This window comes from Cellvibrio japonicus Ueda107 (assembly GCF_000019225.1).
Classification (GTDB): domain Bacteria; phylum Pseudomonadota; class Gammaproteobacteria; order Pseudomonadales; family Cellvibrionaceae; genus Cellvibrio; species Cellvibrio japonicus.
Genome location: NC_010995.1, coordinates 2,070,260 through 2,086,701, shown reverse-complemented (window position 1 = coordinate 2,086,701; position 16,442 = coordinate 2,070,260). Strand labels below are relative to the sequence as shown.

At 47.9% G+C, this 16,442-nt stretch carries 17 protein-coding genes; 7 read left to right on the top strand and 10 right to left on the bottom strand.

Annotation, left to right across the window (positions count from 1 at the left end):
• Positions 1-19 precede the first annotated feature (19 nt).
• The 4 genes from CJA_RS08905 to CJA_RS08890 all read right to left on the bottom strand — a co-directional run bounded on the left by CJA_RS08905 (position 20) and on the right by CJA_RS08890 (position 3,844).
• Positions 20-733 carry a copper resistance protein B gene (locus CJA_RS08905; RefSeq protein WP_012487444.1) on the bottom strand — a complete coding sequence of 238 codons (714 nt, stop codon included), beginning with the start codon at positions 731-733 and terminating at the stop codon, positions 20-22.
• Positions 734-743: 10 nt separating this feature from the next.
• The gene (locus tag CJA_RS08900) at positions 744-2,819 is read right to left on the bottom strand and encodes a copper resistance system multicopper oxidase (RefSeq protein ID WP_148208837.1); all 2,076 of its coding nucleotides are present in this window, start codon (positions 2,817-2,819) and stop codon (positions 744-746) included.
• Positions 2,820-2,825: 6 nt separating this feature from the next.
• Positions 2,826-3,338 carry a DUF411 domain-containing protein gene (locus tag CJA_RS08895; protein WP_012487442.1) on the bottom strand — a complete coding sequence of 171 codons (513 nt, stop codon included), beginning with the start codon at positions 3,336-3,338 and terminating at the stop codon, positions 2,826-2,828.
• 113 nt (positions 3,339-3,451) lie between these two features.
• Entirely contained in the window at positions 3,452-3,844 is a 393-nt protein-coding gene (locus CJA_RS08890) for a hypothetical protein (RefSeq protein WP_041551373.1), read from the bottom strand.
• 333 nt (positions 3,845-4,177) lie between these two features.
• On the opposite strand from CJA_RS08890, the gene CJA_RS08885 reads away from it, so the two are divergent.
• The 6 genes from CJA_RS08885 to CJA_RS08860 all read left to right on the top strand — a co-directional run bounded on the left by CJA_RS08885 (position 4,178) and on the right by CJA_RS08860 (position 10,117).
• Positions 4,178-5,158 (top strand): DNA-binding protein, encoded by a 981-nt coding sequence (locus tag CJA_RS08885; protein WP_012487440.1) that lies wholly within the window; start codon positions 4,178-4,180, stop codon positions 5,156-5,158.
• A 70-nt stretch (positions 5,159-5,228) separates the two neighbouring features.
• A complete protein-coding gene (locus CJA_RS08880; RefSeq protein ID WP_012487439.1) occupies positions 5,229-5,972 on the top strand; it encodes a phage Gp37/Gp68 family protein in 744 nt (247 codons plus the stop codon).
• Between the two features lie 27 nt (positions 5,973-5,999).
• Positions 6,000-7,268: a three-Cys-motif partner protein TcmP gene (locus CJA_RS08875; RefSeq protein ID WP_012487438.1), complete on the top strand. Its 1,269-nt coding sequence runs from the start codon at positions 6,000-6,002 to the stop codon at positions 7,266-7,268.
• A gap of 79 nt (positions 7,269-7,347) precedes the next feature.
• A complete protein-coding gene (tcmP, locus tag CJA_RS08870) occupies positions 7,348-8,505 on the top strand; it encodes a three-Cys-motif partner protein TcmP (RefSeq protein ID WP_012487437.1) in 1,158 nt (385 codons plus the stop codon).
• 29 nt (positions 8,506-8,534) lie between these two features.
• Positions 8,535-9,218 (top strand): cyclodeaminase/cyclohydrolase family protein, encoded by a 684-nt coding sequence (locus tag CJA_RS08865; protein ID WP_012487436.1) that lies wholly within the window; start codon positions 8,535-8,537, stop codon positions 9,216-9,218.
• Positions 9,219-9,304: 86 nt separating this feature from the next.
• Complete coding sequence (locus CJA_RS08860; RefSeq protein WP_148208836.1) at positions 9,305-10,117, top strand: Cthe_2314 family HEPN domain-containing protein; 813 nt, start codon at positions 9,305-9,307, stop codon at positions 10,115-10,117.
• 7 nt (positions 10,118-10,124) lie between these two features.
• Here CJA_RS08860 and CJA_RS08855 read toward each other — a convergent pair whose 3' ends face one another.
• A complete protein-coding gene (locus CJA_RS08855; protein WP_012487434.1) occupies positions 10,125-11,042 on the bottom strand; it encodes a bacteriophage abortive infection AbiH family protein in 918 nt (305 codons plus the stop codon).
• A gap of 158 nt (positions 11,043-11,200) precedes the next feature.
• Positions 11,201-11,692 (bottom strand): 3'-5' exonuclease family protein, encoded by a 492-nt coding sequence (locus CJA_RS18670; protein ID WP_012487433.1) that lies wholly within the window; start codon positions 11,690-11,692, stop codon positions 11,201-11,203.
• Between the two features lie 208 nt (positions 11,693-11,900).
• Here CJA_RS18670 and CJA_RS08845 point away from each other — a divergent pair, with 208 nt between their 5' ends.
• Positions 11,901-12,845: an EAL and HDOD domain-containing protein gene (locus tag CJA_RS08845; protein ID WP_012487432.1), complete on the top strand. Its 945-nt coding sequence runs from the start codon at positions 11,901-11,903 to the stop codon at positions 12,843-12,845.
• 33 nt (positions 12,846-12,878) lie between these two features.
• Here the strand turns inward: CJA_RS08845 and CJA_RS08840 are convergent, their stop codons facing one another.
• The 4 genes from CJA_RS08840 to CJA_RS08825 form a co-directional block, all read right to left on the bottom strand.
• Positions 12,879-13,136 carry a glutaredoxin family protein gene (locus tag CJA_RS08840; protein ID WP_012487431.1) on the bottom strand — a complete coding sequence of 86 codons (258 nt, stop codon included), beginning with the start codon at positions 13,134-13,136 and terminating at the stop codon, positions 12,879-12,881.
• A 125-nt stretch (positions 13,137-13,261) separates the two neighbouring features.
• Entirely contained in the window at positions 13,262-14,542 is a 1,281-nt protein-coding gene (locus tag CJA_RS18665; protein ID WP_012487430.1) for a DUF5610 domain-containing protein, read from the bottom strand.
• A gap of 95 nt (positions 14,543-14,637) precedes the next feature.
• Entirely contained in the window at positions 14,638-15,528 is an 891-nt protein-coding gene (locus CJA_RS08830) for an FHA domain-containing protein (protein ID WP_012487429.1), read from the bottom strand.
• A gap of 207 nt (positions 15,529-15,735) precedes the next feature.
• Entirely contained in the window at positions 15,736-16,440 is a 705-nt protein-coding gene (locus CJA_RS08825; RefSeq protein WP_012487428.1) for a sensor histidine kinase, read from the bottom strand.
• Between the last annotated feature and the right edge of the window lie 2 nt (positions 16,441-16,442).

Below are 16,442 nucleotides of genomic sequence, written 5' to 3'. Positions count from 1 at the left end.
ACGTTGGATAAACAGCTATTTAAAACCAGGCGCGAACGCCAGCTACCCATTGGGTATCACTGGTTGATTCGCCATGGTCTCTTACAAAATCGGCGGTATTGCCGAAGCTTCTCGTCCAGTTCACACCAATATAGGGTGCAAATTCACGACGAATTTCGTAACGCAACCGTAAGCCTGCCTGGGCATCCGAGAGACCTGAACCCGTCAGCCGGTGCATATCGTTCTGGCCATAAAAGTTCACCGAGATTTCCGGGGATAAAACTACTTTTTGGGTAAACATCCATTCATATTCTGCCGACAGACGCGCGGCCGTATCCCCGGAATCCCCGACAAACAATGCCGCATCAATTTCAAAGAAATACGGCGCTAGTCCCTGGATACCAATGACACCCCATTCGCGATCAGGTGTGGGCTTCAAGTCTTTGCGCACACCGACTTGTACGTCCCAAAAAGGGGCAATGGCATGGCTGTATAGCGCTTGTATTTCAGCTTCCTCAGTTTCACCATTCACACGTTCCACATCGGTTTTAATCCAGAGTTTGTGCAGATCTTTACCGATCCATGCCTGGGCTTCCAAAACGTAAGGATCTGCTTCATCCATATCGCGCCATTCGAATTGGTCAATCATGACGCGTGCCAGTAAAGGGTCATGCCCCTCATGAGCGATGACGGGCCAACTGAAGAATGTGGTTGCCCATAGAGTCAAGGTCAGTTTTTTTGGTAGGCTTTTCATTGGTATTCTCCTAAATGACCCTGACTTCACGCATCATGCCGGGCATGTGGTAGAGCAAATGGCAGTGATAAGCCCAGCGCCCTTTGGCATCTGCAGTCACGAGGTAACTTATGCGTGAACCAGGCTGGACAATGATGGTGTGCTTGCGAGGGATGTACTCAGGATCACCCGTTTCCAACTCGCTCCATAACCCATGCAAATGGATGGGATGGGTCATCATGGTGTCGTTGACCAGGATAATTCGGACACGCTCACCAAACGCCAATTCCAGTGGCTCGGCATCGGCAAAATTGAGACCGTTAATCGACCACATGTAACGACGCATATTGCCGGTCAGGTGCAGCTCAATTTCCCGTGAGGGTTCGCGCTTGTCATAAGTGGGGTGCAGTCCGCGGATGTCGGCGTAGGTCAACACGCGTCGGCCATACAGTTTCATATGGTCGCGCAAACCAATTCCTGGATCGGCCAATCCGCTTTGGGGGGCTTCGGAGTGGCTATCTACATGAGGGCCGAATTCCGTATCGGGATGTTTGATTTTGGCAAGGGGATCGAAATTGCTGCCAAAACCCGCTTTGGCCAACCGCGATTTACCAGTGTGCTGACTATGATCCATTTTCATGGCTGACATATCGTGCCCGCTATGGTCCATCGCGCCCATGTTATGGCCGGAATGATCCATGCCTTCCATTGCGGGCTTCGAATGTTGGCTGTGGTTCATACCCGGCATCGCGCCTGACATGTCATGACCACTGTGGTCCATCGTTTTTTCACCCTGCTTGCCGAGATCCATAGCTTTCATCGCCGACATATCATGACTGCTATGATCCATACCGCCCATATCGTGACCACTGTGATCCATGCCGGACATATCCATCCCCATTTCGCGGTGACCCAACGTGGGAGCCGGATCCATCGCCGGTATCTCGGCATGCAAAGCAATATCGGTCGTCAGCGTGCCACGTGCATAACCTGTGCGATCATTACTCTGGGCAAAAATGGTGTACGCCGTGTTTTCGGCCAGCTCCACTATGACGTCGTAGGTTTCCGCAACCGCGATGCGGAATTCGTCCACTATCACTGGCTGGATGTTCTGACCATCGGCCGCCACGACAGTCATTTTCAATCCCGGGATGCGCACGTCGAAAATACCCATCGCTGCACCGTTAATAAACCGCAGGCGAACCTTTTCACCGGGTTTACACAGCCCCAGCCATCCCTGAGCGGGTGTAACGCCATTCATCAGGTAGGTGTAGGTATAACCGGTCACATCCGAAATATCGGTTTCGCTCATGCGCATCTGGTTCCACATGGCACGCTCACTCCATGTGGCTGCTAAGCCTTTGGTTTTCAGGTCACGCACCAGATCACCGACCGTCCGCTCGCGGAAGTTGTAGTAATGGCTCATCTTTTTCAAAGTGCCATACACTTTTTCCGGCGCGGTGTCCGTCCAGTCAGACAGCAGCACAACCATATCCCGGTCGTAGGCAACCGGGTCAGGATCTTTGGGGTCAATAACAATGGCGCCCATCAACCCGGTTTGCTCCTGAAATCCGGAATGGCTGTGGTACCAATAAGTCCCGTTTTGATTCACATCGAATTCGTACACGAAGGTCTCGCCCGGTTTGATACCGTCGAAGCTCATACCCGGCACACCATCCATTTCCGAGGGCAAAATGATGCCGTGCCAGTGGATGGAACTGTCGTGATCGAGCGTATTAGTGACTCGCAAGGTCACGCGTTCTCCTTCTTTCCAGCGAAGTATCGGCGCGGGTAAGCTTTGGTTAACGGTAGTGGCGATTCGTTGTTTTCCAGTGAAATTGACCTTCTGGAAGCCAATCGAAAGATCAAACTGGTTTCCGGACAAGGTTTGCGGTCCATTGGTTTGCCGAGGTGTGTTGGCAAATACCTGGCTGGATAGCGGCAACGCACTCAGCGCTACCAATGAGGTCGCGCCAAGCACAAACCGACGACGGGACTGGTCTGGTGATGACGGGTTTGGTTTCGCCGGATAATGATCCATGGCGCTACTCAACTCCATTGTTGTGTGTATCCCCGCTGTGCGGGTATCGGGAATTTTCATACCCATTTCTCCTTAGAAAGTTTGCGTCAAGCTGGTGATGCGGATGTACACCTCGCTGCTGCCGTCGCTTTTTAGCAAGAGCACATCGTAGGGTGTGAAGCGTTCGCCCATTTCCATACCAGGACTTCCTACCGGCATACCGGGAACGGCCAGCCCTATGGCTCCTCGTGGCTTTTCGGCGAGAAAACGGGTAATGACCGGAGCTGGAATATGCCCCTCAAATACATACCCATCTGGGGAGACGGCGGTATGGCAGGACTGGTATTGGGGGCTGATCCGGTAGCGGTTTTTGATCGCATTCAGATCATCCGGGTGATGAATAGTGGATTTCAGCCCATGGGATTGCAGGTGGGAAATCCATTCTTCACAACAGCCGCAGGTCGGGCTTTTGTATACCGCTAACTGAATAGGTTTATCGGCAGCCGCAACTGGCGATGGGGTGGATGAGGCGTATGCGGTATGGCTTATCAATAAAAACGAAATCGCTAGGCTACCGATAGCGTCTATAAAACGCTGGAAAACCATAAAAGCTCCAAAACAACATAAGGTTGTTAAACATCAACGGAGGGAGCTAATGTCGCTCCCGCGAATACAATTGGAAGATCGATACGCCAAATTTCAGGCGTAACTGTCCTGTATCAGCGGAAAATGGGGGGACGATAGAGGGAAGAAACGGGCGAACTGGGGAGGTGCTCGTGATACGAGTTGGTATTCACGGAGGTGTCAGACTGGATTGCAAACGCGACGCTGTAGCTCAACGCCGGTGCCGAACAGCTATTGGAGGAGCAGTGCCCCATGGTTTTACAACAATCGTGGGTGGTTTTCATATCCATGACGTCATCCTGGGCATCCATCTGGCTCATATCGTGCTGCATACCCATCATCGAATGATCCATGGATTCCATGTCATGGCTCATGGGCGCAACGTCCATTAACTGGCATGGCATAGCCACAACCGCCAACGATTGGCCTAAGAAGACCAAGATAAGCAGTGCGATCAACCACACAGGGCGACGTTGTTGAATGACCATGAACAATAGCCGGAATGAAACGACGGAAGTCTAAGGATAGTCCACCGGGAACCCCAACGTCCAGCGCTATGGATGACAGTGAGCAGGCTTCCACAGTATTTACATTCTCTTTTCGGACCACCCAGCCCTTCGATTGCCATTTTTCCCCTGTCTTCCAACAACCCTCCAAACTGTACCGTTTCGAGCCAGTTTCGCGATGTAAAACGTCCTGACATTAGATAAATGGCCATTATCTTATATTATCAATGAGCGTTATTTGTACATGCCTACCAAATGATTTAGTATGTATATACATGGTATGTAATACAGTACGAAATAATCCGGGCGGTTAGAATGGCAAATAGCGGCATTACTAAATTTCAGGTTCAACAAGCCAGGGATTCCCTCCTTGCAAAAGGCCAACATCCCTCTATTGATGCGGTTCGCGTAGCACTTGGCAATACCGGATCGAAAGCGACCATTCATCGTTATCTGAAGGAATTGAATGAGGAGAGTGCGTCTCGGCTCGGAAAAAAAGCTGCTACGAGTGATGCCATAAATCATCTTGTGGAAAGCCTGGCCAGCCAGCTTCAGCAGGAGGCGCAACAAGTTGTAGATGACTATCAAGCGCGCCATACCATCACTTACAACGAATTGAAAAGCCGAATTGACCAGCAGGCTCAGCAATTAATGGTTGCTACGGCGACCATTGACCAGATCCAATCCCAATTGTCGGACTCTCAGCAGGCCTACAATGCCTTAACCCTTGACCATCAAGCGCTACGCATTGAAGCAGAACGACTGAAACAGCAGTTGGCCGATAAAGATATCCAGCTTAACGATAAAGAGGTGCACCTGCGCAACCTCGAAGAGAAGTATCAACATGCGCGCGATAACCTGGAGCACTTTCGCAGCAGTGTGAAAGACCAGCGCGACCAGGAGCAACGCCGCCATGAGCACCAGATACAGCAACTCCAGGGCGAGCTGCGGCTACTCAACCAAACCTTATCCCTCAAGCAAACCGACATTACCCAGCTCAACAAAGACAATGCCCAGCTAACGACGCAACTGGCGGACACCCGTCGGGAGTTACAGCAAGTGGAGCAACGTCGGCAAGCGAGCGAGCGCACAGCGCAAGAAACCCTCACGGCCATGGCACTGCTGGAGCAAGACAACCAGCGGCGAAAATCAACTATTGAAGATCTGAACCGGATCGTTGATGAGCTTGAGGCGAAACTGTCTGACACCACCAGCTCGCTGGTCAGTGTCCGAACTGAATTGACGGTAAAAAATCAGCTTTTTGAAACCTTGGGCCAGTCGTTACGGCCGCAATAACACGCCATTACGCGCCAATTGATGATCCCGCCAGGGGCAACTACACTGACACGATTCATGGAGAATTAGCATGGCTACAAACAGTAAGATTGAATGGACCGAACAAACATGGAATCCAGTGACGGGGTGCACCAAGGTCTCCCCCGGATGCAAATATTGTTATGCCGAGGTGATGGCAAAGCGATTGAAGGCCATGGGCGCACCGGGTTATGAAAATGGTTTTAACACCATCACCCTGATGCATGAGCGCCTGGACCAGCCACTGCATCGCAAAAAGCCGACCATTTACTTCGTGAACTCCATGAGCGATTTATTTCATGAGGCAGTGCCTTATGATTTTATTGATCGCATATTCGATACTATCCGCGCAACACCGCAGCATGCCTATCAAATACTGACCAAGCGCGCAGAGAGAATGAATGAGTATTTCCAAACCCGGCCGGTACCCGACAATGCCTGGCTGGGTGTTTCCGTCGAGGATAAAAAATATGGCATTCCCCGGATTGGTTACCTACAAGCCATCAAAGCCAAAACCCGCTTTCTTTCCATTGAGCCATTATTGGAAGATTTGGGGCGCTTCTCCTTAAAGGGTATTCACTGGGTCATTGTTGGCGGTGAATCAGGCGTTAAAGCCAGGCCAATGGAAGAATCCTGGGTACTAAAATTACGCGATCAATGCCAACGCAATGAAATTGATTTCTTCTTCAAGCAGTGGGGCTCCTGGGGGCAAGACGGCGTGAAGCGAACAAAAGGCGCTAACGGTCGGCAATTACAGGGTCAAACGTGGGATATGATCCCTGCTGTAGCGATATAAAATTAAAATAATAGGGATTTTTGCTACATGAAAAATAACGATAAATATGCATGGCAAATAGGCTCAGACATTCCTTCACTGGATGAACACAGTGAAACAAAGCACATGATTATCGCTGATTATTTAAAGCGATATGTCGAAGTGTATATGAGCAATGCAAATATCGAACGACTCCCCCTCACCATTATTGATGGATTTGCCGGCGGGGGTCGTTATCGCGGATTCGATACGACAGACGTTGTCGATGGTTCACCGTTCCTCATCCTTAGGTCATTGCGAGAAGCAGAGGCACAATTAAATTTCAATCGCAAAAAACCTCGATTCGTAGATGCTGAATATCACTTCATTGAAAAGCTAAAGCCTCACCATGATTTTCTACAGCATGAGCTTCAGCATTCCGAATATAAGCATTTACTCGATAACAAAAAAATTACGCTGTATCACAATACGTTTGCTGATGTTGCGCAAACGATAATTACAACCATGCAAAATCGCAGACGCGCTATGCGCGGCATTTTTATTCTTGATCAATACGCCTACAAGGATGTTCCTTTCCCGATTATCCGTCAGCTGTTAACCACAACCTATAGCGAAGTGATACTGACATTTAATTTTGATTCGTTACAAGGGTTTTTGTCGGAAGACTCTACCAATCGAAAAGCATTGGAAAAAATCGGCTTGGCACAGCACATCGATTGGCAACGACTGCAAATGTTCAAGGAGGCAAACAAGTGGCAAGAAGCGATTCAGGAGCAGCTTGCTCATGCTATTTACCAAGCCTCCGGTGCAAAACACATGACGTTGTTTTTTGTGAAACCATTAAACGGGTGGACTTACTGGCTGGTACATCTTACCCGCTTGTACAGGGCAAGGGATGTCATGATGGACCTGCACTGGCGCTATGCAAACACCTCCAAGGGTTTCGAGCATTTTCTGGGCGATGGATTATTTAGATTGGGCTTTCAGGCAACAACGATACCCGGACAGCATGCCATCGACTTCGGGCAGAAATTTGACTTTGGTTCAGAGGCGAGACTGCGCTGTATCAATCGGCTTGCCGAAGCCGTACCCAAATTAATATTCGATAGCAAAGAAGGAATGCTATTCCAGGATCTTGTTGATCGGATTGGATCATTGACACCGGCATCAGGCCAAGAGATTAAATCTGCCATCCAGCTCTCACTTGACCTACGGGAAATAAAAATTATCACTCCCGAAGGAAAACAGCCTGGTACGGCGAGGCAACTGAAAATGGCAGATACTCTTAAATACTCACAAAAACCGTTATTTCTATAAATTTTGTAATTAATTGCTTATGCAAGATAAAACCGTGCAGCTTTAAAAACGATATTTGTTACTGAAAACAAGGAGCAACATGCTTTCCCTCAAAGATTATGTCGGTCGCGAACAATCCTTTCTTAAACACACTATTCTTGAGACCTATTTGCAGCGTCTGTTTATGATCATCGGTCGTGCCGAGGTCACCATCAATTATGTTGACTGCTTTGCAGGTCCTTGGGCGGATGATAATAAAGAGTTGAAAGATACCTCCATTGGCTTATCAATTGAACAAATGCGCAAATGCGTTGCCACCTTACGGAAAAACCATCAAAAAACGGTCACGTTCAGAGCATTGTATATCGAAAAAGACCGGGCAGCGTTTTCACGGCTACAAGAGTATCTGGACAAGCATCGGGATCCTGCAGTGCATGTGGAGTGCCGCCACGGCGACTACACCACATTAATACCCGATATTATGGCGTGGAGTCAGGATCACTTTACTTTCTTCTTTGTCGACCCCAAAGGATGGAAAGGGATTATTGGCCCCACCACGATGCAGATGTTGTTGGAAAGACCCAAAACAGAATTTCTGATTAATTTGATGTATGACTTTGCCAATCGCGCTGCAAGCATTGAGAAGCATGAAGCAGACATGGTGGAATTATTAGGCGAAGCATTGGCGCTCGACGGAGATGAAACCGCCGATATACGACAGGATCGTTTTCTTGGCCTGTATAGAAAAAACACCCAAAATACCTATGGTGGTAGATCAGCATACGTTCCCATCAATCGACCTGGCACAACCAAACTTCTTTATTTTCTTGTGTACCTGACTCGACACCCACTGGGCATCAAGGTATTTAAAGAAGCCGCCGAGAAAATGATGGTAGCCCAGCGAGTAACGCATGCAGAAGTTCAGCTGCGAAAGCAGTTCGAAGCAGCGCCTGTTTCGGATTTATTTGCTATGGACGATGTAGCAGAACACTGTATTACTGCAACCGATAACCGGCTCCTGGCAAAACAATTCCTGTTAAAAAAGTTATCAATTACCCCGGTGCTGGTCGATTATGATCTTTGGGCCACCTGGTTGGAAGAGAGTGATCTATACCCGTCGGATCTTCAACTCGGCATGAAGGAACTGGTCGCCGAAGGGTTGGTTAAGAATCTTAATGCAGACGTTAGTAAGCGACGGACTCAATTTATCCAGCCTAATTATCCAAAAGAAAGTGAACGTTGGTGCCTATCAAATTAGAAACAGAAATCGCGCAGGATTAATCAAAAATGGTGGACAATCAGCAAACGTTAATGGCATTACCCGCAAACCAGCTATTGGACAAGTTCGGGGCTGGCAGTCACAAACCAGGATCGGGCTCTGCTGCCGCACTTATGGGTATTCTTGCGGGAAAGCTGATAATTACTGTTGGAAAACTTAGCCTGGATAGACCTAAATACGCCAAAGACCACAGTAAGATACAATACATCATTGAGCGTATCGAAAATGACATCGAACCAGAACTGCTGAAATTGTTTGATCATGATGCAGAAATTTTTGATGAGGTCATTAAATTAAGAGTGGCTCGTGACAAAGCGACTACTGAGAAAGAAAAAAGAAAGCTCAGCGATCAAGCGAACGAAAAATTACGCGAGGCCACGGAAATTCCTATCAGGATTTGTGAATATTGCATTCGTTTGATAGACCATGGTGTTGCCATGTTTGATATGGGCTTCGAAGCTGCCAGAGGAGACAGTGGTGCTGGGGTCAGTGCTGCCGTCGCCGGTGCCATGTCGAGTGTTTTCGTGATAAATCTGAATCTAAAATCATTTAGAGACAGTGAATGGGCAAAGTCGCGCCGAAAACGTGTGAATGAACTACAAAAAATGCTGGAAGAAAAACAATTCCAGGCATTTGGTCGCGTCAGCCAACTCAAGGAAGAAGATGTCGAATCAATGACATTAAATCTATAACACAGCGATGATTCATAACAGAAGAACCCCGATAATTAATCGTAGGGGAATCGTAAACATAACATTGTTAATGTTGGATGGCTAATGTGGCTTCACAATCCATTTTTCTGGCACTGATCGAAAAAGATATATCGATTCACTTCATGAAAAGGTTGGCGCACATTGACAGCGACGGATGTCCTTCACCGTCAATCCTGAATGATCCCCGCCATGTCTATGTATTGGATGTTCATCATAAGGCAGGCAATGTTTATCGATCCATCACCACCGCCAAATCGATAGTAAAGCAAATCGAACAAACACCTCCCGATCAGTGGCTTGAGAGTGTTCGATTATCCCGTTATCGATTTATTCAGCAATGCCTGGACCACTATTCACTGGTGTTATTTTCCGCACTTGACCGCGCGCTATTGCTGGCGAATTTATTAATGGATATCCAGTTGCCGGAAAAAGAGGTCACGTTCAAAAAGATAATTAAGCCAATCAGACAACGATGCTCAAATACCGCAACAATGTTAGGCGATTTATATGAAAAAACAGGGAAATTAGCGGACCATAGAAACTTTTACTCTCATCGTGGTGAAAGTCGCAATGCGGGTAGATTGTCATCCATTCATAGAGTTAAGGTCATCACACAACTCTTTAATGTCCCTACGGACACTGTCAAATTTCATGATGCAGAAGCTGATTCTGAATTAAGAGATATTCTCCAGATGGAAATCGATGAAATTGAATTGGCTGTCGTGAGCTTTCTTGATGTCATCAGTTCTTTTTATGTAGCAGGTATCGACAAGCTTGGTGGCCTCGATATTCCAGATGAGAGTGAAATTCAGCGTGCTCAACAGGCGATTCGCTATTTTGAAGGAGGCGAGCGACCTTCTTTTATGGACAATAGTTGATAAGCCCTCATTGACAAGCATTCATGATGTCGCCATCCAGTTCATGCATTGCGCAAAATCTTACTCGCTTAATTCCAAGTTGACGCACTGTTTGGCGGTGCCGTTCTAATTCATCATCGCCATAAAACGTGATAACCCAGTCAGCGCTGTCTTGTAGGTCTCTTACCAAAACCTCAAAATATTCCATATCGACATTAGCCAATGAATGACCGAGTACAAAAACTTGGCGCACGTTTTTCAGGTTGTTAAAGAAGAATCGGTTACTTTGGATGATCGTCGAAGAAGGCTTGAATGTACCCCGAAAATAGTTATTGATCAGCTCATAGCCTTCGCGAATCCGAATATCCCGATCTTCAGGATCAGGAATGTCATTAAAGTCAGGAATATCTTCCGGATTCCAGGAGTGCCCCAACACGATATCAGAATCATCGTCTTCGGACTTTCCATGAATATGCAGGATATTTTTATCCTCTACCTGATAAGTAATTTGCAGGGTTTGCGTGTAGTTAAAGGTTAAGAAAATGGCTTGCGTATCAATAGGGAGTGGCTTGCAGAAAGGTTGCCTGACTGGCTTTATGTTAAGACCACGTATCCATTCACAGAAAAGCGATTTCAGCCCTTGGGATAAATCGCTGACTATATTGTCCAACTCGTATTGGTAATCGTGATGACCTGAATCGCTCCAGTCCTCGGCTGAATAAGGCATCAGAAATTGCCCGGCCTCATCCGTAATATGGTCAACATCCAGATCCGCGAAAGCTGCTTCCAGCTCATTCCACTGTTCATCAATCGGTAGGTGTTCTTCAATCCGGTCATGCAGACAGCTATCAACATTTTTTACATAATTTTTGAAATCTGAATAACGTGAAGGGATTCCGTGGTATATATCGAATCCATTCCCAATGATATAAAGACGTTCACTCATATTTTTAGGATAGCCATTGTAGTCACTTCAACTGAAATATGTATTACATCATAATCGCATAGCCCAGTTCATTCCGAGCGATGACGGATCATTTGAGATTATTGCACCGGATGACTTTTTAACTGTCAGATTTTTACACTCAATTAAAGAGTGAAGCATCAGTTATTTTGCGTATGTTGGAGAGTTAATGCCAAGGCGAGCGCGTCGTGATCAGCGCGATGGTGCACTAAAAGATGTTTTTGAAATTGCAGTTCAAAGATGGTTTTCCATGAGTCTTTATGGTGGGAGGGAATTAGCTGCTGAATGTCTTTTACCTCAAGGCCAAAGTGACCTAGTTGAGTTAACCATCTTGATTCCCAATAGGGATTATCGGAATAAACCACATCAAATCCTGCAAGGGCCTGAATAATTTCCTCATAAACACGTTGCACATCTAATCCATTCTCCATGAGGTACGAGCGTTTCATGCCATGAATCGCCTGACTTGCCAACGACCAATCAATCCATTCTGGTTTCGGTTTAATCAGCCAATAATGTATTTGACCGTTTACGATCAAGCCGGCAGAAATGGGATAGCTGCAATCGGAAAGGCTACTTGCCTCAAAATCGAGGATGGGCGGGATGTGTTTGAGATAATCAACTGGGATCACATTAAACGTCTTGTTTGATCAATAACTTGTATGAGCATACATGCCTGATCAGTTTTACGAAAGTGGACTGGTGCCAGGAGTTGAAGGAAACGTTTTAAGCTGATTGCGTTGATTCTCGCGTCCAGTAACGAGAATCATTCGCTATGGATAAAACCGGGGTTTTGTTTAAAGTTAACCAGTCCTCGAAGGGCAAAAAATTGATGCGGCCATGCTGCACGCGTTGAAAAAACTGCGCGAGCGAAACTATATCATCGCCCTGGATGATTTTGAGCTAACCCCGGATACCGAAGGGCTGGTTGCCTACGCAGATATTATCAAGTTGGATGTACTGGCATTAAACGATGAACAGCTTCGCCACCATATACAGCAGCTTCGCTTGTTTGGTGTGCAGCTACTCGCCGAAAAAATTGAAACCTATGACATGTTCGAACACTGCAAGAAACTGGGGTTTGATTTGTTCCAGGGCTATTTTCTTGCCAAACCCCAAGTGATCAGTGGGCGCAAAATTTCCGAAAACAAACAATCCGTCCTGCAACTGCTTTCCGCCCTGCATGATCCCAATATTCCACTGGATAAAGTGGAGCGTATGATCGCCAGCGATACCCTGCTAAGCTTCAAGCTGTTGCGCCTGGTTAACTCGGTCGCCTTTGGTTTGAATCGCGAAGTGGATTCGCTGCGCCAGGCGATTATGCTGCTAGGACTGAATAAATTGCGCAATTGGGTCAATTTGCTAGCCCTATCCAACTTGGGCGGCAAACCCCATGAGTTGAGCGTTACTGCCTTAACCCGCGCACGACTGTGCGAATTAATTTCACGTAAATTGCAAGGTACGGCGAGCCGGAATCGCAGCGACGGTTTTTTTACTGTCGGCCTTTTATCGACACTGGATGCCTTCCTGGATATGCCATTGCAGGAACTACTGGGCAACCTTTCACTGAGCCCTTCATTGAATCTTGCCATGCTAAAGCACGAAGGTCCGGAAGGCATGGTATTAAAAATTGTCCAAACCCATGAGCGCGGCGAATGGGACAAACTGGATTGGGACATCCTGAAAACCCAGGGGATAGACCCGCAAACCCTTGCCGAACTTTATGTAGACGCACTCGCCTGGGTAAAGGAAACGATGGCGGGTTTGGGAATGACAGAGGAATAATTACCCTAGTTGCGCAGGCATTACTGAAATCGATCAGTGGTTGTCCATACGCTGTAAAAAAGCACGTGCTTGTTGCTGATCAAACGGCCATCCCAATTCTTCAGCGCCCTGAACCCCCGCCGCTGCTATCACCGGGATACGCATACCGTAGCGCTCTATCAAAACATCACTGTCTGCAATGTCCTGTTCCTCAAGGTGCCATCCCAATTCATCGAGCAAGGGCCACAGGATATCTGTGGCAAGCTCACATAAATGGCATCCACTGGTGGTGTACAGATAAAGTGTCTTCACTAGGCTCTCCACCTAATTGAGCAGGCTTTGTTTCTCACATGCCGTCTTCTATTACGCATAAAAAAACAATCCACCAATAGGTGGATTGTGCAAACATTTTACATACCTGGAAGCTATCGGAGTAATTAACTCCGGGTATCCGCTGGTGCTGATTCAGGCTGGTTATCCGTTTGACGTGCGGATAATTCCAGCAAGCGCTCACGGATAAAATCGGCAAAACTGACAGGGCTATTTAACGCAGACTCCTTATCCTGCCGGTAGAGACGATCAACCCCGGCTGCCAAGGACTCGAGTAACTTGAAAGGCTCGCGAAAGGTAGATGCGGCATCCAATTGACTCAAGAGCGAACTGACAAAATCACTTGCGCTGTTAACCGGCTCAGGCAGGTCGGTTGCCGGTGCGCCATTTGTTATTGTCTCCCGCAGGTTGACAACCTGCACATCAACCTGGGTCAGGCGAAAGGCGTAGTCGGCAATTTGGGTAGAATCAAAGCCCAGAGCCAGTGCCTGGTTCCAGGCGGCATCCAAATCACCGGCATAGAACCGTCCGGCAAGATCATTGACATCGCCCAACAACTTATTAATCGCGCCCAGTTCATCGTCATTCAACTCCCCTTCAATGCTCAGGGAAAAACGCTGGCTGCTGGAATAACTGCCCTCCAGGCTCAGGCTGCTTGATTGGCCATCGCGCGCTGCCGCATAGGCCAACCCCAGGGATTGGCTGGCCGCGGCACTAATACGAACCTTGTCACCCTCGCGAGTAGTCAGCTCAAACTCAAAACTGCGTGAACTGGCACTCCCCAGATTTGCAAAAGACTGGATACGACTGCCGGCATTAGCCAAGGCTGTCGAGGGCGGCTCTGCTTGAGGTTCAGGGGTTTTTACGCCATCCAGGATACCTTGTCGCAAGTCATCAATACCCTTGATCACCAGGTCATACGTCTTGCCTATATCTGCACTGACTTTCGGAGCCAATAGATCCAGTGCCTTCAGTTTTTCCTCAGCTTCTGCAAATCCCTTTTTGAAACCGGACAACCCCGCCTCCAGGCGAGCCTCCAATTGTTCTGGCGTAGCCCCCTCGGCTGCGTCCTGGCGCAAACGGCGCTCAATAAAACCAAGGATGTTGTTCGCTACCTTCTCAGCGGTAAGGGGTTCGAAAGCCTGGTATTGCTCGGTGGCAGACAAGGTGCGGGAACTTAGCTTTTCATAGGCCCGCGCCAGGGTTTGATCAACCAGCAGCAAAGCCTCCTGGCGCTTTTCCTCCAGTGTTTTAGGTGCCGGGGTTGCCGCTGTGCTGTTTGATACCGGGCTACTGGTAGAAGTTAGGCGCTTCGCCATTTGAGCCTGGGTTTGGGCATCCTGGCTGGTCAGCAGCTGGTTGGGTGAATTCAGTGGATTAATATTCATGGCAACCTCTATTTAACGATACAAAGACGCCCGGATTACTCCGGACGCAGGTCGGGATGCAGAGGTTATCGGCCAATAGGATAGATACTTCAAGGTTATTTACGGGTAAGAAACAATGCGGTTATAACCAGAACTGCCAAAATCCCAAGGAAAATCAGCCCATAACGACCCTTGCTCCCCGCCTCTGCCACCTTGTCAGACACAGGGGTACTGGCAGAAGAGGCACGGGTAGGAACCACAGGAGACGGGCGCTGTGCCGGCTTTCCCTTAGCCACAGGTGCTGCCTTAGCCTCCTGGATAGCCTCCGCCCTGGAGGGTGGCTTGCGCACACTGGTTTTAGCCATATCGTCAGAGGGGCCAATGACGCCGAAGCTCAGCGCATCAAAACGCAACTCATCGCCACGTTTAACCCGGGCCTCGCTCACCTGTTTGCCATTGAGGAAAGTGCCATTGGCAGATCCCAGATCCTTCACAAACAGCATCCCATCCACCACCTGTAATTGGGCATGTCGGCGGGAGAGATGGGCCGCCGCCAAGCTAATATCACAATCATTGGCGCGACCAATCACAGTAATGTCTTTCAAAGGGAAAACCCGGTTTCCAAGGGCCGTATGATTCGCCTTAAGCGACCAACCGGTGGGCTTGGAGGGGCGCAACTGGGTGACATTGGAGGCGGCCTGTTCCAGGGTTTTGGTTTCGCGCTTGGGATCGATTACCACCAACTCAACAGTACCAATAGTGATCTGATCCTCAGGCTTTAGCTCGCAAGCACCGGTTACCTCCAGGTCATTCACCTTAACCGGTACCGCCGGCAGGAGGTTTTTCAAGGTCAGGTTTTCATTATCTACCAGCACCTCAACATGCACATCACCCGCTATAGGATCATCAATCACAAGCGCATTCGTCGCCGAACGACCAATGGTAATTTTGGGTTCCACCAACCAAACCGCATTGTATTTTTTGTCTTTGAAGCGGATTTTTAACATATAAGCAGGCCTGTTTTATGCAGAAACACTTTGTTCAAAGGAAAATCAGCGAATGACGACGATGATGCAATAGCGTAAACGCTATTTCAACTGGATACCGTGACGCCTAAAACAACACTGGCATTCTGCATATGTTAGGAAAAAACTGATAATAAATCTGTAAACCTTTGCTGTATTTAAGCAACAAAATCGATTTCATTATCAAATCTAGGGCAAAAACAACTGAACAATACCACCGCCCAAGTCACCGCCATTACTCAAACGCAAATAACCACAGCGATCTTTGGACTTGTGCATTTCCAGGACTTTACGTGCAAATACCAGCCCCAGGCGTGTACTGCCAGAACTAAAGGACATACCCGTCGCCGTTGCCGCATCCCTTAGCATAGAGTCAGGATAACCACTACCATCATCTGCGACTGAGATGACCAGGTAACCGTTTTCGATAGCGGCGCCAATACGAATGCGCTGCCGTGAATAGCGTGCGCAATTCACCAGTAGATTATTGATCACACCACCGATCATTTCACTATCGAAATACCAAACCAAATCCGGATCACAAGCTATATCCAACTGGATACCGCGAGAACCCAATAGCGTATCGTTACGCGCTGCCTGTTCCTCGATAATATCGAGCACATGATGCTCATCAACTTCAAAAACCAGCTTTTGCTCATCCATGCGATACAATGCAAGCAACTGGATCAGCTCCGTATTAATACGTGCAGCTTCATATTCCAGGGTAGAAAGTAATTTGGCCTGCTGTGTATCCTGCGGTGGATATTTTTCAGTCATGGCGGCCAGCGTTGTAATCAACATACCCAGCGAATTTTTCATATCGTGCACACTGGATGCAAGTACAAACGAAAAATCCATTTCGGTATTGTCATTACGAATAAGCGGATGATTCATCG

What these genes read in the sequence shown, in the direction of transcription:
- CJA_RS08855 (WP_012487434.1), bottom strand. Translation starts at nt 11,042, where the DNA reads ATGAGTGAACGTCTTTATATCATTGGGAATGGATTCGATATATACCAC.
- CJA_RS18665 (WP_012487430.1), bottom strand. Translation starts at nt 14,542, where the DNA reads ATGAATATTAATCCACTGAATTCACCCAACCAGCTGCTGACCAGCCAG.
- CJA_RS08865 (WP_012487436.1), top strand. Translation starts at nt 8,535, where the DNA reads ATGGTGGACAATCAGCAAACGTTAATGGCATTACCCGCAAACCAGCTA.
- CJA_RS08880 (WP_012487439.1), top strand. Translation starts at nt 5,229, where the DNA reads ATGGCTACAAACAGTAAGATTGAATGGACCGAACAAACATGGAATCCA.
- tcmP (WP_012487437.1), top strand. Translation starts at nt 7,348, where the DNA reads ATGCTTTCCCTCAAAGATTATGTCGGTCGCGAACAATCCTTTCTTAAA.
- CJA_RS08825 (WP_012487428.1), bottom strand. Translation starts at nt 16,440, where the DNA reads ATGAATCATCCGCTTATTCGTAATGACAATACCGAAATGGATTTTTCG.
- CJA_RS08890 (WP_041551373.1), bottom strand. Translation starts at nt 3,844, where the DNA reads ATGGTCATTCAACAACGTCGCCCTGTGTGGTTGATCGCACTGCTTATC.
- CJA_RS08885 (WP_012487440.1), top strand. Translation starts at nt 4,178, where the DNA reads ATGGCAAATAGCGGCATTACTAAATTTCAGGTTCAACAAGCCAGGGAT.
- CJA_RS08905 (WP_012487444.1), bottom strand. Translation starts at nt 733, where the DNA reads ATGAAAAGCCTACCAAAAAAACTGACCTTGACTCTATGGGCAACCACA.
- CJA_RS08875 (WP_012487438.1), top strand. Translation starts at nt 6,000, where the DNA reads ATGAAAAATAACGATAAATATGCATGGCAAATAGGCTCAGACATTCCT.
- CJA_RS08830 (WP_012487429.1), bottom strand. Translation starts at nt 15,528, where the DNA reads ATGTTAAAAATCCGCTTCAAAGACAAAAAATACAATGCGGTTTGGTTG.
- CJA_RS08845 (WP_012487432.1), top strand. Translation starts at nt 11,901, where the DNA reads ATGCTGCACGCGTTGAAAAAACTGCGCGAGCGAAACTATATCATCGCC.
- CJA_RS08900 (WP_148208837.1), bottom strand. Translation starts at nt 2,819, where the DNA reads ATGGGTATGAAAATTCCCGATACCCGCACAGCGGGGATACACACAACA.
- CJA_RS08895 (WP_012487442.1), bottom strand. Translation starts at nt 3,338, where the DNA reads ATGGTTTTCCAGCGTTTTATAGACGCTATCGGTAGCCTAGCGATTTCG.